Annotated in this window: 17 protein-coding genes and 1 pseudogene; 13 read left to right on the top strand and 5 right to left on the bottom strand. The window is 71.2% G+C overall.

The features are described from left to right. Positions 1–240 (top strand): annotated as a pseudogene (locus DPA01S_RS17050) (HNH endonuclease signature motif containing protein); the annotation flags it as partial. Positions 241–309: 69 nt separating this feature from the next. After that, the gene (locus DPA01S_RS11645) at positions 310–1,455 is read left to right on the top strand and encodes an alkaline phosphatase family protein (protein WP_061229140.1); all 1,146 of its coding nucleotides are present in this window, start codon (positions 310–312) and stop codon (positions 1,453–1,455) included. A 27-nt stretch (positions 1,456–1,482) separates the two neighbouring features. Here DPA01S_RS11645 and DPA01S_RS11650 read toward each other — a convergent pair whose 3' ends face one another. Then, a complete protein-coding gene (locus DPA01S_RS11650) occupies positions 1,483–2,208 on the bottom strand; it encodes a serine/threonine protein kinase (RefSeq protein WP_232303116.1) in 726 nt (241 codons plus the stop codon). A 307-nt stretch (positions 2,209–2,515) separates the two neighbouring features. Here DPA01S_RS11650 and DPA01S_RS11655 point away from each other — a divergent pair, with 307 nt between their 5' ends. The 10 genes from DPA01S_RS11655 (at position 2,516) to DPA01S_RS11700 (ending at position 10,264) form a co-directional block, all read left to right on the top strand. Next, complete coding sequence (locus DPA01S_RS11655; RefSeq protein ID WP_061229139.1) at positions 2,516–2,809, top strand: hypothetical protein; 294 nt, start codon at positions 2,516–2,518, stop codon at positions 2,807–2,809. Between the two features lie 4 nt (positions 2,810–2,813). Continuing rightward, positions 2,814–3,716 carry a hypothetical protein gene (locus DPA01S_RS11660; protein WP_153038744.1) on the top strand — a complete coding sequence of 301 codons (903 nt, stop codon included), beginning with the start codon at positions 2,814–2,816 and terminating at the stop codon, positions 3,714–3,716. 5 nt (positions 3,717–3,721) lie between these two features. Further along, a complete protein-coding gene (locus DPA01S_RS11665; RefSeq protein WP_153038743.1) occupies positions 3,722–4,702 on the top strand; it encodes a hypothetical protein in 981 nt (326 codons plus the stop codon). Continuing rightward, entirely contained in the window at positions 4,699–5,184 is a 486-nt protein-coding gene (locus DPA01S_RS11670; protein WP_061916422.1) for a hypothetical protein, read from the top strand. The genes DPA01S_RS11665 and DPA01S_RS11670 overlap by 4 nt, the downstream gene beginning before the upstream one ends. A 129-nt stretch (positions 5,185–5,313) precedes the next feature. Continuing rightward, on the top strand, positions 5,314–6,495 hold the full coding sequence (locus DPA01S_RS11675) for a zinc-dependent alcohol dehydrogenase (RefSeq protein ID WP_061916425.1): 1,182 nt from the start codon (positions 5,314–5,316) through the stop codon (positions 6,493–6,495). Continuing rightward, positions 6,492–7,241, top strand: a complete 750-nt coding sequence (locus DPA01S_RS11680) for a histidine phosphatase family protein (protein WP_061916428.1) — start codon at positions 6,492–6,494, stop codon at positions 7,239–7,241. Before DPA01S_RS11675 ends, DPA01S_RS11680 begins: the two co-directional genes overlap by 4 nt. Further along, positions 7,238–8,158 carry an NAD(P)H-hydrate dehydratase gene (locus DPA01S_RS11685; protein ID WP_083324213.1) on the top strand — a complete coding sequence of 307 codons (921 nt, stop codon included), beginning with the start codon at positions 7,238–7,240 and terminating at the stop codon, positions 8,156–8,158. Before DPA01S_RS11680 ends, DPA01S_RS11685 begins: the two co-directional genes overlap by 4 nt. 25 nt (positions 8,159–8,183) lie before the next feature. After that, a complete protein-coding gene (locus DPA01S_RS11690) occupies positions 8,184–8,717 on the top strand; it encodes a transporter substrate-binding domain-containing protein (RefSeq protein WP_061229132.1) in 534 nt (177 codons plus the stop codon). A 13-nt stretch (positions 8,718–8,730) separates the two neighbouring features. Continuing rightward, the gene (locus DPA01S_RS11695) at positions 8,731–9,705 is read left to right on the top strand and encodes a cation diffusion facilitator family transporter (RefSeq protein ID WP_061916431.1); all 975 of its coding nucleotides are present in this window, start codon (positions 8,731–8,733) and stop codon (positions 9,703–9,705) included. 58 nt (positions 9,706–9,763) lie between these two features. Beyond that, positions 9,764–10,264, top strand: a complete 501-nt coding sequence (locus tag DPA01S_RS11700; RefSeq protein ID WP_061916434.1) for a hypothetical protein — start codon at positions 9,764–9,766, stop codon at positions 10,262–10,264. Between the two features lie 36 nt (positions 10,265–10,300). Here DPA01S_RS11700 and DPA01S_RS11705 read toward each other — a convergent pair whose 3' ends face one another. The 3 genes from DPA01S_RS11705 to nadA all read right to left on the bottom strand — a co-directional run bounded on the left by DPA01S_RS11705 (position 10,301) and on the right by nadA (position 12,880). After that, positions 10,301–10,822: a hypothetical protein gene (locus DPA01S_RS11705; RefSeq protein WP_061916437.1), complete on the bottom strand. Its 522-nt coding sequence runs from the start codon at positions 10,820–10,822 to the stop codon at positions 10,301–10,303. Positions 10,823–10,886: 64 nt separating this feature from the next. After that, positions 10,887–11,807: a carboxylating nicotinate-nucleotide diphosphorylase gene (nadC, locus tag DPA01S_RS11710; RefSeq protein WP_083961807.1), complete on the bottom strand. Its 921-nt coding sequence runs from the start codon at positions 11,805–11,807 to the stop codon at positions 10,887–10,889. A gap of 41 nt (positions 11,808–11,848) precedes the next feature. Continuing rightward, the gene (gene nadA, locus DPA01S_RS11715) at positions 11,849–12,880 is read right to left on the bottom strand and encodes a quinolinate synthase NadA (RefSeq protein WP_174521550.1); all 1,032 of its coding nucleotides are present in this window, start codon (positions 12,878–12,880) and stop codon (positions 11,849–11,851) included. A gap of 132 nt (positions 12,881–13,012) precedes the next feature. Here nadA and DPA01S_RS11720 point away from each other — a divergent pair, with 132 nt between their 5' ends. Continuing rightward, positions 13,013–13,720 (top strand): NUDIX hydrolase, encoded by a 708-nt coding sequence (locus DPA01S_RS11720; RefSeq protein ID WP_061229144.1) that lies wholly within the window; start codon positions 13,013–13,015, stop codon positions 13,718–13,720. Between the two features lie 6 nt (positions 13,721–13,726). Here the strand turns inward: DPA01S_RS11720 and DPA01S_RS11725 are convergent, their stop codons facing one another. Next, positions 13,727–14,329 carry a hypothetical protein gene (locus DPA01S_RS11725; protein WP_061229128.1) on the bottom strand — a complete coding sequence of 201 codons (603 nt, stop codon included), beginning with the start codon at positions 14,327–14,329 and terminating at the stop codon, positions 13,727–13,729. Between the last annotated feature and the right edge of the window lie 63 nt (positions 14,330–14,392).

The raw sequence follows: 14,392 nt of genomic DNA on the forward strand, positions 1-14,392 counted from the left end.
ACCGCCGAGGCCTGCGCCGCGACCACGCCGCCACCCAAGACCGCGGACGAGACCGCGGGCAGCGCCGACGCCGCCCCGCACTCGGCCCCGGCCCCGGCCCCGCGTGAGCGCATGACCCCCGCCGCGGCCAGCCGCTGGTGGCAACGCAACAAACCCACCGACAGCGCCCTGGAAAAAGCCATCCTCCACGCCCTCCACGAGCACCTCGACGAACTCCTCCAACCACCACCACCCTTCTGAGGCAGTCGCCACGGCGGGTGAGCCGCCGGTTACCGCCCTCACCAGCGGCGGATGAGGGATGGTGAAGTCATGACAGAGATCCCGATCGAGCCCTCCGCCCATTCACTGGCCGATGTCATGCCGTCTGTCGCTGCGTCGCTGGGCTCCGGCCACCACAACCCGCTCGGGATCGCACCGGCTCACGACGCAGTCCTGGTCCTCGTCGACGGCCTCGGCGCCGAGCTGATCCGTCGGTACGCCACCGACGCCCCGACTCTCGCCGCCATGTCCTCCCGGATGATCTCCGCGGGCTTCCCGGCGACGACCGCGACCAGCCTGACGAGCCTCGCCGTAGGCGCTCCGTGTTCCAAGCATGGGATTGTGGGGTACAGCTTCCGAATCTCGGACGACGCCGACAACACCGCCGTCTCGTTCAATCCGTTGCGCTGGACCCTCGACTCGGCGGGCGGGCCGTCGGCGATGGATCGCTTCCCACCGCGGAGAATCCAGCAACGGTCGAGCCTGCTCGAACATCTCGCCTCAGACGGCATCGACGTCACCTACGTGATGCGTGAGGAGTTCCGCGAATCAGGACTGACCCGGGCGGCCTTCCGGGCGGACGGGGACTTTCGCTCTGCTGTCTCCCTCGACGAGGTGAAGCAGGGAGTGATCGACGCTGTGGGCCGCCCCTCGCGATCCAGGCGCTTCGTCTACGCGTACTACGGCGACCTCGACCTCATCGGACACATCCACGGCCCCGGCTCTCCGGAGTGGCTGGAGTCGCTCCGCGCTGTCGACGCCTTCATCGCCGACCTCGCCACCGATCTCCCCCGCGACTGCAGACTCATCGTCACCGCGGACCACGGAATGGTCAACGCCGAGACCGTCGTCGATATCGACCACACGCCCGCACTCCTCGCCGATGTCGAGATCGTCGCCGGCGAAGCTCGCGTCCGTCACGCGTACGCCCGCCCGGGCGCAGCGGACGACGTCCTCCACGCGTGGCGAGCCGAACTGGCCGGTCACGCCCGCGTGATCAGCCGCGAGCAGGCCTTTGACGAGCGTCTCTTCGGCCCCGATCGCACCTACGCCGACCGGCTCGGTGATGTCATCGCCATCGCGAGCGGCGGCGTCATCCTCTCGCGGTCGGAGCACGAGCCGATGGAGTCGTCCCTCCTGGGCCACCACGGCGCCAACACCGCGGCGGAGCAACACATCCCGCTCATCCTCCGGTGATCCCGGCGTCGGCGCACCACGCCGGCGTCAGCAGGTGACGAGAACAGACGGATCGCTGGTGATGTCCAGCCACCGACCGTAGGCCGGGGGCCCCGCCGCGCGGACATCCGCGCACAGTTCCTGCCGGGTGTAACCCGACGCCCGATAGACCGCGTAGATGACGTTGCCGTTCTCGTCGCGCGGCCGCAGTGACGGGCACGCCATGTCCGTGCGTAGGTAGGACGCTCCCGGATACCTGGCCAAGGCCGAGGCGATCTCCTGGGCGTACGCGCCCGGGGTGACCGCCGAATAGAGGACGACGATCCCCCGGCCGTCACACGCCGGTCGAGACATGGGCGTGTCGAGTCCCAGATCACCGACGGTCACGGCGGGTTCCGGCGCGGCCGACGCCCCCGGTGCCACCGGCGCCGCCTGTGGAGTCGGCGCGAGCGGCGAGCTGGGGGCCTCCGTCGACGGGACGACCGGACTCTCCGTCGCCACGGAAGCAGCGATGGGAGTCGCGCCGGGTGCAGCGGCGGGCTGATCGTCCCGCGCCGCGACCAGGTAGCCGACCCCCGCTGCGAGCACGAGGAGCAGTACCACGACGATCCCGCCCAGGATCCATACCGCGGTGTTCCGACGCGGCTCCCGGGTGTCGTTGAACGGCGCGTATCGCCAGTCATCGGTGTCCCAGCCGTTCCCGGGCGATCTCGTCATGTCCACCACCGTCGCCAGGGCCGTGTAACCGGCCACTCCCGCCTGAATGACGATCACTTTATCCACGGTGAAGCGGCGACACTTCGTTTTCGCGTCCGCGCAGGCGTGGAACCGAACCGGCGATCCCGCGCGTCGAACAGGGTGCACGGAAACAGGGTGCACGGATAGGTCGCACAGAACCGCAGCAACAGCGACACCGACAGCAACAGAGACGTCACCACGACCAGCGAGGCGGAGATGAGAACGCAGGTATGAGTACGACGACGACGAGCGCCACCACAGCACCAGGCCGCTTCCACCGGGATACGCGGGCCCGTCAGGGGGAATCGGCGCGGCCGGTGGTCGAACCCACGGTGGGGCGACGATGACCGGGCCTCTCGATGTCACGCCGGCGGAACTGACGAATCTCGCCCGGCGCGTGGACGGATTCGGCGACCAGATCGGCGGGATCACCCCGGAGGGCGACCTCTCCACGCTGGCGAATGTTCTGAGGGGCAGCAGGGTCGCGGCTATCGCGAGCACGCTCGGCGCGCGGCTGAGTCAGTCGGCCGACAGGCTGAGCTCCGACCTGTTGGAGGAGGCGGGCCGCCTCCGGACCGCTACCGGGGTCATCGTCACGGCGGACGGCCACAACGCCGCGATGTTCGGCGGGAGGTGAACCGGTGCCGATACGAGTCAGCGACGCACTAGCGTGGCAGGTGGACGACGCCGAATCGCGCCTCAGCGCGGTCCGCGCGGGAATCACCGTGACGAATGACGTCGCGGCCCGCCTGCGCGACGATGCGGAGCGGGTGCTGGACGGGATGGAGGGTCAGTCCGTCGACGCGGCGCGCTCATCGGTTCAGGATCTGCGTCGGCGCACATTCGCACTCGGCGACGACCTGCGCAGCACCGCGAATCCCCTGTCGTCGTTCGCTCGATCCGTCGCCATCCACCGGGATCGGCTGAGGGCGGGCGTCGAGGCGGTACTCCGACAGGGGGCGACCCTCGCGGAGGACGGAAGCGTGGTGTGTCCTCCCGACATGGAGGCGACCCGATCGCGAGAACTCCGAGAGCTCGAAGTGACCATCAAGGACGCGCTCCGTGCGATCGACTCTCTGGACGTCGAGACTGCGGACACGCTCACCCGCCTCTATGAGACCATCGCCGACCACAGCAACAACGTCGACGCCAAGACGATCACCGTGGGCGTGGTGAACTCGGTGATGACGGAACCACTGGCCGCCGCGATCGCGGCCGGCGACGACGGACTGCGCAGCACCCGAGTCGTCGCCAAGGGGCTCGGCCCGTTCGGGTCGGCGCTGAGCTTCGTGGCCGGGGTGTACGGCGCGCCGGAGGACGAGCCGTTGACGGAGACGCTCGCCGCCGAGGGCGCCGGTCTCGGAGCGGGGCTCGCGGCGAGCATCGTCGGTTCCGCCGTAGCGGGTGGCGTGGCCGGAAGCATCGTTCCCGGCGCGGGGACGGTGGCCGGCGTACTCGGGGGCATCGTCCTCGGCACGTTTGCGAGCGCCAGGGCGTCCGCGCACGTCCGCGACCGATTCGACGACCAGCGGCAAGGCGGGTGAGGGTGATGTCCCAACCGGCACCGGACTCTGCCGCCCGGACCATCGAGTGGACCTACCGCGTCGCCCAGAACCCTCGGTGGCTGCTGGCGTTCGCGGCCCTGTGTTGGTACGCCGGGCAGGTCGTATGGGCTGCCACGTCGATCGACGTCTGGTGGTTTCTGGGTGTCATCGACCCGGTGCGCGCCGCGTACTCCGAGCGGCCCGACCTCGTGGAGCTCGCGTATCTTGGGTCCAGTGCGATGGTCGCCGTGCTCGTTCCGACCGTCACAGGTTTCGTCCACCTCAGGACTCCACCCCGGATCGATGAACCCCGAACACCGATTCCCGCATACGGGCACTGGCGCCTCCACATTCCCTTCGTGGTCGGGATCGCGCTGGGCTCATGGATGCTGATCCGCTGGTTCTCCGATCCCGACTACGACAACCTCTGGTCTCAGGTCTCGGCCTACGTGGCCCTGGCGATCGGGTGGGCGGGCATCGCCTTGGTCGGCTGGTCCCTCGTCGCCGGAGGTCACCGTTGCGCGCTCGTCTTCACACCCGGGGCGCTGCACTACACGCGCGGGTACTTCCAGGCCGCCATCCCGTGGGACTCCGTCACCGCACTCCGATCCGTGTGCGACGCCAACATCAAGAACGGGGGCCCCGGCGAGATTCACCGGCCCTCCCACCGCAATCTCCGCGCGGGGGTCCAGATGTTCGTTCGCGAAGGAGTGGAGACCAGAAGGAAGACCATGCTCTTCCGCATCGACGATCAGGACGTGATCGGCGTGGACTGCTCCGGTTACAAGATCGAGCCGAACACGCTTATCAACGCCATCTACCTCCTCGTGGAGAACCCCGGGCTCCGGCCACTGCTGGACACTCCCGAGTGCGCCGAGTTCTTCGTGGGTCCGGACTGGAACACGCGTCGGACGATGCGCGTCGGCGATCGTTGGGATCGGTCCACGGGCGAAATCGTCCGCGCCGACGACAAGGACACGCCATGACGACGCTCGCAGAGTTCCTCGAGGCCGGTGACCGCGTCCTCGAGCCGCTGGATGACGCCTCACTCGCCGGGCTCGACCCGGGTGCCGGCTGGCGACTGGTCGAACAGGCCGTGCCGGTGGGCAACGTCGCGATCTGGGCACATCCCGGGTTGTACCGCCAAGGATTCCAACCGACCGTTGTCCTCTCGCTCGCGCGGATCAGTCCCGCGATCGACCTCGGAACGCTGCTGGACCGGCTCGACGACACGGCTGCGACGCTCGAACGCTGGCGGGTGCGGGCCACCGACAGGGTGGTGGACGACCGGGGTCGACTGGTCTCGGACACCCTCGGCGAGTTCCGCGTGGGCCCTCACGAGCTCACCGCGTCGACCATCGCCACCGTGTGGCACGACGGCGGCGCGACGGTGCTGCGCCAGGTGGTGGTCACGACCTTCACCGACCAGGTGACGACGCACTCCGGCGTCCTGCGCGTTCTGGACTGAGGCCGCGACCAGCTGCGCCTCGCGTGCGCGCCGCGGGGCGCGTCCACCGGATGCGGGCCGTCGGCGTCGTTACTACGGTCGGGAATATGCGCGAAGGCGCATAGCACGACCCGAGGGAGGAGCCCGAACATGAAGGCAGTCACCTGGCACGGCAAGCGCGACGTCCGCGTCGAGGACGTCCCCGATCCCAGGATTCAGGAACCCACCGACGCGATCGTCAAGATCACCAGCACCAACATCTGCGGTTCCGACCTGCATCTGTACGAGGTCCTCGGGCCGTTCATGCACGAGGGCGACATCCTCGGCCACGAACCCATGGGGATCGTCGAGGAGGTCGGCGCCGAGGTGACCGGCCTCAAGCCCGGCGACCGCGTGGTCATGCCGTTCCAGATCTCGTGCGGGCACTGCTACATGTGCGACAAGGGACTGAACACCCAGTGCGAGACCACCCAGGTCCGTGATCAGGGCATGGGTGCGATGCTGTTCGGGTACTCCGAGTTGTACGGCAGCGTTTCCGGCGGCCAGGCCGAGTACCTGCGGGTCCCGCAGGCGCAGAACACGACCATCAAGGTGCCGCACGAGCACGCCGACGACCGCTACCTCTACCTCTCGGACGTCCTGCCCACCGCGTGGCAGGCGGTGGACTACGCCGAGATTCCCGACGGCGGGACGGTCGTCGTGTTGGGACTCGGTCCCATCGGAGACATGGCGGCCCGGATCGCCGCCCACCACGGACACCGCGTCATCGGCGTCGATCCCGTCGCGGAGCGACGCGCACGCCAGGCACACCGCGGCGTCGAGGTGATCGACCCGACCGACGTTCCCGGAGAGCTGGGCGACGTCATCCGCGACATGACCGACGGCCGCGGCCCGGACTCGGTGGTGGACGCCGTGGGCATGGAGGCGCACGGTTCCCCGGCCGCCAGTGCCGCACACGCGGCCGTGGGGATGCTGCCCAAGTTCCTCGGCAAGAAGGTGATGGAGAACGCCGGCGTCGACCGGCTCGACGCGTTCTACTCGGCGATCGACATCGTGCGCCGCGGCGGGACCATCTCGCTCTCCGGCGTGTACGGCGGCAGCGCCGATCCCCTGCCCATGCTGACGCTGTTCGACAAGCAGATCACGCTGAAGATGGGCCAGGCCAACGTCAAGCGGTGGGTGCCCGACATCATGCCGCTGCTCACCGACGAGGATCCCCTGGGCGTCGACGACTTCGCCACCCACCGGCTGCCGCTGGCCGACGCCCCGCGCGCGTACGAGATGTTCCAGAAGAAGCAGGACGGCGCGGTGAAGGTGGTCCTCCAGCCGTGACAGAACTCGCGCGGCTCCAGCTGATCCGCCACGGACAGAGCATCGGCAACGTCGCCGACGACCGAGCCCGCGCCGCCGGCGCCCACCGCCTCGACCTGGACTACCGCGACGCCGACACCCCGCTGTCGGAGGCCGGGGTCGGCCAGGCCCGCGCGGTGGGCGCCTGGCTCGGCGAGCTGCCGGAGGAGCTCCGGCCCACCGTGTGGTTGACCTCGCCGTACCGCCGGGCGGCCGACACCGCGTCCCTCACACTCGAGGCGGCGGGCGGGGCGGCGGGCGCGCCGACTCTGCTCACCGACGAGCGCCTGCGGGAGCGCGATCTGGGGATCCTGGACGGTTACACCGGTGGGGGGATCCGAGAGCGTTATCCGGAGGAGGCCGAGCGGCGGGACCGGATCGGCAAGTTCTACTACCGGCCGCCCGGTGGCGAGAGCTGGACCGACGTGCTGCTGCGTGTGCGCTACCTGCTCACCGACCTGCGCCAGCAATACGCCGGCGAGCGGGTATGCGTGTTCAGCCACCAGGCGGTCATCATGTGCTTCCGCGTGGCCCTCGAGCGGATGGCCGAGCACGACGTGCTGACGATCGACCGCGAGGACCCGCTGCCCAACTGCTCGGTGACGACCTACCGGCGCGCCGACGACCAACTCACACTCGAGCACTACGCTGACACGACAGCTGTAGAGCGCGCGGATGCGCCGACGACGCATGAGACGCCGACGACGCAGGAGGAGGCGGCGACATGACGGGCGGCGACATGACGGGCGGCGGATCCGGTGGTGCGAGCGGGGCCGAGACGGTCCTCACGCCTCACCTCCTGCGGGACTGGCCACTGCCCGCGCCCGGCGGGGGCAAGGAGGGCCGAGGACGCGTGATCGTCGTGGGCGGCAGCCGGGCCACCCCGGGGGCGGTGAAACTGGCCGGCGAGGGCGCGCTTCGCAGCGGCGCGGGCAAGTTGCAGATCGTCACGGCCGAGTCGGTCGCGCCCGGACTGGCGATCCACATCCCCGAATCCAAGGCCGTCGGGCTGCCCGAACGCGAGGACGGGGAGCTCGCAGCGGTGGGCGCCGAGACGATCATCGGGCTCGCGAAGTCCTGCGACGCCGTGGTCCTCGGCCCCGGCATCGGGGACAAGACCGCCGCGACAGACCTACTCGCAGAGGTGCTCCCCCGGCTGGAGACCACCCTGGTGCTGGACGCGCTCGGCATGGCGTACGTCACCGAGCACCCCGACGGCCTCGAGCACCTCGGCGGCCGCGTGGTCCTCAGTCCGAACCCCAAGGAGCTCTCTCGAACCCTGGGTGTCGACCAGGACGACGTGGAGGCCGACACGCCCGCGCACGTCACCGAACTCGCGCGCCGCGCCCGCGCGGTCGTCGTGTCCGGCACCTCGACCTCGTGGATCGCCACCCCGGACGGCCGTCTCTGGCGGGACGAGTCAGGATCGTTCGGACTCGGCGTCTCCGGCTCCGGTGACGTCAAGGCCGGCATCATCGCCGGGCTGTTGGCCCGAGGGGCGGATCCGGCACAGGCCGCCGCGTGGGCCACCTACAGTCATGGCCGGGCCGGAGAGCGCCTGTCCGCCCGGACCGGCCCCACCGGCTTCCTCGCCCGCGAGCTGCTCCCCGAGGTGCCGGGGATCCTGGTGGAACTCTCGTCCTGAGCAGGACGTCGGGAGGGTGTCAGTCATGCAGGTCCGGCAGCGCGGGTTCCCGGTCGGCCGGTCGCGCCGGGTCGGGGGTCGGAACGCGCTCGTCGTCGTATACCTCCTCGCCCTCACCGGCGCCCTGACCGCCGCGTGCGGCGGACCGTTCCCCAGGGATACCGACGGCAGCCTCGACCGGATCACCGGGGGCGTGCTACGCGTGGGCGTGTCGGAGAACCCGCCGTGGACCGAGGTGTACGACGACGGGCGCGTCGCCGGGCGGGAGGTCGACCTGGTGCGTGGGTTCGCCACCGAGCACGGAGCCGACGTGGAATGGATCCCCGGTGCGGAGAGCGAACTCGTGATGGCGATGGTCCGCGGCGATCTCGACGTGGTCGTCGGCGGGCTGACGTCCGATACGCCGTGGGAGTCCGAGGCGGCGGTGACCCGACCCTACGCCGATGAGGTCACACCGGACGGCGACACCGAGCAGATGGTGATGGCCACGCCGCTCGGCGAGAACGCCCTGCTCGTGGCGTTGGAGACGTACCTCGCCGGCACCGGGGAGGCGTCGTGAGCGGGGAAGCGTCATGAGCGGGAAGACGGCGCTCGGCGGTCGGGACCTACCCGAGGAGCAGCAGGCCGCACTGCGACGCGCGATCCGGCTGGAGTGGGTGACCCTCGCCGTTCTCGCCGTGACGGTCGCGGCCGTGTACTCGGTGTCGGGCCAGTCGCAGGCGATGAAGGCGGCGTGGATCGAGGACTCGCTGTCCTTCCTGCCGCCGATCGCGTTCCTCGTGGCCGTACGCGTGTCCAGGATCCCGCCGAGCGCGCGGTTCCCGTACGGGCATCACCGGGCGGTCGACATCGGGCACCTCGTGGCCGGCGTGTCGCTTCTGGTCATGGGCGTGTTCCTCATCGTCGACTCGGGCACCGGGCTGATCACCGGCGAGCGACCCCCGCTGGGTGTGGTGGAGATCGGCGGGCACGTCATCTGGTCCGGGTGGCTGATGGTGGTGGTGATGGGGCTGTCGGTCATCGGGCCGTTCATCCTCGGCCGGATGAAGCTCGCACCGGCCGAGGCGCTGCACGACAAGGTGCTCTACGCCGACGCCGCCATGAACCGCGCCGACTGGAAGACCGGTCTGGCCACGATCGTCGGGGTGTTCGGGATCGGCCTGGGGCTGTGGTGGGCGGACGCGGTCGCGGCACTGGTGGTGAGCGTGTCGATCATCAGCGACGGGTGGTCCAATCTGCGCGGCGCGATCGAGGGGCTCGCCGACGCGCGCCCCACCCGCTTCGACGGCACCGACCCCCACCCGCTCGTCTACGAGATCGACGAACTGCTGGCCGAGGTGGACTGGTCCGTGGACCGCGGCGCGCGCGTGCGTGACGAGGGGCATGTCTTCCACGTGGAGGCCTTCCTCGTCCCCGCCGACGGCCGCGAGGTCACCGTCGAGGCCCTGTCGGACGTCCGTCGGCGGTTGGCGCGGCTGAGCTGGAAGATCGAGGACGTCGTGGTGACCGTCGTGCCGGAGGTGCTCGACGGTCACCGGCCGTGTTGACGCGCGCACCGGCCGCGTACCGGCTGCGGATCGCCGTGCGGGCTGGCACTCTCGGGGCATGCCCACTCTCGACGCCATCCGGACCGCCATCGACGCCGCCACCGAGCCCGAGCAGCCCGCGCTGGAGCGGGCTCGCATGATCATCGTGGACAAACTCGGCGAGCGCGACAGCCTGGGGCTCGACGAGCTCATCGAGTCAGTGTGCGAGGCGTACGACGCCCACTCGGGCGAGCCGCTGCGTCTGGTCGACGTCGACCCGTCCGCCCCTGAGACCGACACGCCCGCCCTGCGGAACCTGCGCTACGCCCGCGCCGCGCGCACGGCGATCATCGCGCTGCTCGACGAGGGGACGATCGTGGCGGTCGAACCGCTGCCCGGCGACGGTGAGATGGTTCGCGCCACCGGCGAGGGGGACCCCGCGGGAGACCAGGACGACGACGAGGTCACCGCCGCCAAGGAGACCACCGACGCGGCGGCCGCGAAGGCCGGGGCCGAGGAGGTCGTCGTCGCGACGGGCCCGCAGCCGGAGGGGCGGCGGTTCTCGCTCGCCGACCGCTGACCGCCCCGCCGGCGGAACCGAAACCTGCGGGGTGCTTTACAGGGTGACGGTCTCGTCCGGGTGGTCGGTGTCCTTGAGCGGCTTCTGCGCCCCGCCGGACAGGGTCGCCTCCCCGAGGCGGGCCTCCCTGTACCGCTCGGCCTGCGCCTGGGTGATGGGTTCGCGTGAACCGTCCTTGGCGTAGCAGACCGGCAGCCAGGCGCCCTCGTCGTCCAGGCGGGCGACGATCCGCTGGCGCAGGCGGAACGGCTGGATGGAGTCCGACCACGCGACCAGCAGGTCGAGGTTTCCGCCGCGGGCGTCGGGAGTCGAGTCGGTGCTGCAGAAATGCTGCACACTGCGCCACACCGCGAACTGGGCGCCGGACACCGACAGCGGGTCGACGGTCGCGGCCTTCGGCGCACGGGCGGACCGGGTGCGAGAGGCCTTGGCGGGCGCGGGGGGCGGCGGCGGGGAGGTGTTCTCCCCGGCCTCGACGCGGCGCCGGGCCTCCTCCATCCGCTGCAGTCGTCGCTCCGCCGCCGTGCTCTTCTCGCCTGAGTCCCAGAACCCCGTCATGGCAGACGACTTTACGCGGCCCGCCGCCCGGCGCCCGAGCCCGAACGCCCCCGTGGGGCGGACCTCACAGGTCCAGACCCAGATCGAGTACTGCGACGGAGTGGGTCAGGCCCCCGACCGCGAGATAGTCCACGCCGCAGCGCGCGTAGTCGGCGGCCACGTCGAGCGTGAGCCCGCCGCTGGACTCCAGCCGCGTGCAGGGCGAGACCTTGTCGCGGCGCTGCACCGCGATCTGCGTCTGCCACACCGGGAAGTTGTCCAGCAGCACCAGGTCGACGCCCGCGGCCAGCATCTGGTCGAGCTGCTCCAGGGAGTCCACCTCGACCTCGCACGGTAGATCCGGGAAGCGCTCGCGGACCGCCGTCAGCGCCGGGAGGACCCCACCGGCTGCGACGACGTGGTTGTCCTTGACCAGTACCGCGTCGCCCAGGCCCAGGCGGTGGTTGACCCCGCCGCCGCACCGCACCGCGTACTTCTGCAGCAGCCGCATTCCGGGCATCGTCTTACGCGTGTCGCGGACCGCGCAGTTCGTTCCGGCGAGTTCGTCGGCCCACGCGCGGGTGGCGGTGGCGACCCCGGACAGGTGGCACACCAGGTTGAGCACCGTGCGCTCGGCGGTGAGCAGCCCGAGGGTGGGCGCGCTGATCTCGGCCACGACGTCGCCGGCCGCCACGCGGTCGCCGTCGCGGGCGTGGAGGGTCACGGAGAACCCGGGGCCGCTCTCGCCGGACGAGCCGCCCGTGCCCCGGCCGAGCACCTCGGCCAGCACCATCTCGATCAGCGGCAGGCCCGCCACGACGCCGTCTGCGCGGGTCGCCAGCCGCGCGGTCGCCCGGGCATCGGCCGGCACCGTGGCCAGCGAGGTGGCGTCCGGGCCGTATCGCAGGTCCTCCTCGAGCGCGCGACGGATCGCGAGCACCGCGTCCGCACGGGTGTCGGGGTCGAAGAACTCGTCGTCGTCGACCCCGGCTGCACCGCTCGCCACCGTTCCGCGGTCCGACACGCCGCCCGACACGCCCGGGCGGCTCACTCCCCGGACCCCGGGTTGCCGATGGCGATCATCCGCTCGACCGACCCGCGCGCGGCCTCGGCGGTCACGGGGTCGACGTGGACCTCGTCGGCGCCCTCGACGAGGGCGCGTAGCAACGCGGCCGGGGTGATCATCTTCATGTACGGGCAGCTGGCCTGGTCGTTGACCGGCAGGAAGTCGATCTCCGGGGCGGCCTTGCGCAGCTGGTGGATCATGCCGACCTCCGTCGCCACGAGCACCTCGCGGGCGCCCGAGGCACGGGCGGCGTCGATCATGCCGCCGGTGGACAGGATCTTGACCTGATCGGCGGGCACCGCGCCCTCGGTGGCCAGGTGCAGCGCGCTGGTCGCGCAGCCGCACTCGGGGTGGACGAAGAGCTCCGCGCCCGGGTGGGCGCCGGCCTTGGCCGTGAGCTGGTCGCCGTTGATCGCGGCGTGGACGTGGCACTCGCCCGCCCACACGAGGACGTTGTCGCGACCGGTCTTGCGCCGCACGTGCGCGCCGAGGAACTGGTCTGGCAGGAAGAGCACCTCGCGGTCGGGGTCGATCGAGGCGACCACGTCCACGGCGTTGGAGCTGGTGCAGCAGATGTCGGTGAGCGCTTTGACCGCCGCGGTGGTGTTGACGTAGGAGACCACGACGGCGTCCGGGTGCTCGGACTTCCACTCGGCCAGCTGCTCGGCGGTGATGGAGTCGGCCAGCGAGCAGCCCGCGGCCTCGTCAGGGATGAGGACGGTCTTGTCGGGCGAGAGGATCTTGGCGGTCTCGGCCATGAAGTGCACGCCGCAGAACACGATCGTCGACTGCTCGACGGCCGCCGCGATCCGCGACAGGGCCAGCGAGTCACCGACGTGGTGGGCGATGTCCTGGATGGCGGGGATCTCGTAGTTGTGCGCGAGGATCACCGCGTCCCGCTCGGCGGCGAGGCGGCGGATCTCCGAGGCCCACTCGGCGTCCGGCTCGACGCCCGTGTACACGGAGCCGTCGTGACGGATCCTCGCGGCGAGCGGCGAGTCGAGCCGCCCGATCGTGGTGCCGGGCCGCGGCGCGACCGTCGTGCTGTGTCCTGTGGCAGTGCTCAACGCTGCCCCCTCCCGGGTGAAGTCTCACGGCGCCCTCCGGCAACCGCCCGGGGACGTTTTCGACTTATGATCGAATACATGAAGGAGTGTAACACCGGTCACGAGGTGCTCGTCGTGGTGAGCCAGGTGCGGCCGGTCTCCGAGGCCTCGACACCCGCCCTCCACGTGCTGCTCTGGCAACACTCCCTGGGGCCCGCCGCCGGCCGGTGGGCGCTCCCGGGCGGCGAGGTCCGTGACGACGAGGACCTGCGCGCCTCCGCCACCCGGCAGCTCGCCGAGAAGGTCGACGTGCGGTCACTGAGCCACCTCGAACCGGTCGCCGATTTCTCCGACCCGGCCCGCGTCCCCGGCCGGCGCGTGTTCGCCTCCGGCTTCCTCGGCGTGCTGCCCTGCGACGCCGCGCCGGCCCTGCCCGACGACACCGCGTGGTTCCGCGTGGACGAGCTGCCCGACACGGTCTACGACCACGCGGGCATCGTCGCACTGGCCCGCGACCGCCTGGCGGCCAAACTGTCCTACTCCAACCTCGGCTTCGCCCTCGCGCCCGAGGAGTTCACGCTGTCCTTCCTCGCGCAGCTCTACGCGGCCGCGCTCGGGCACCCGGTGGACCCGACCAACCTCCAGCGCGTCCTGACCCGCCGCCGCGAGCTCGAGGCGTGCGGGCGCAGCGCTCCCCCGGGCCCGTCGGGCGGGCGGCCGGCGGGGCTGTACCGGTTCGCCGAGAGGCGACTGCGCATCACCGACCAGTTCGCCACCCTGCGCCCGCCGACCGGCAGCGGGTGGTGAGTCCCGTCAGTCGGCGTGCAGGTCCGCCGACGGGTCGAGGTACGCCAGGGCGGCGACCGTGAACGCCGCGATCATCGTCCCCAGGGCCAGCCAGCCGACGCCGGGAGGGAACCAGTCCCACGCCGGGCCGGACAGGCCGTAGATCATCCGGTCGTAGAAGAGCTCCCCCGCCGCCGGGGCCTGACGCACCACCTGCCCGTACGGGGCGTCCTCCGGCGGCGCCGCGAGCACCCCGGCCACCGGGGACGCGGACATCGCGGCCGTCGTCGCCGCCAGCCCGGGCACGAGCGCGAGCGCGGGCACGCCTCCCGGCCGCCGCAGGCGGGGATGTCGGTGCCAGAGCACGAGCACCGCGCACACCGTGGCGGAGCCGGTGAGCACGACGAGCGTGAGCAACTGGCTGCCACCGTCCGCCCCCGAATCGGTCAGCCGCAGGCCGCGTCCGCCGCCGACGGACAGAAGCTCCGAGCGGGGGGCCGCGACGGCCCACAGCGTCAATGCCGCGAGAAACGGGGCGACGACGCCCAAGAGTGTGCCCGCCGCGCGTGGGGCGGTGCCGGGCGTGCGGTCGGACGAACGCACGACACCTGACGACGACGGGCCGGTCATGCGGCCCGACTGTACCAACGGCGGTGACGCCGACCCGCTGTGGTGTAATCGGACCCGGCTCCG

It is taken from the genome of Dietzia papillomatosis NBRC 105045 (assembly GCF_001570845.1).
Lineage (GTDB): Bacteria > Actinomycetota > Actinomycetes > Mycobacteriales > Mycobacteriaceae > Dietzia > Dietzia cinnamea.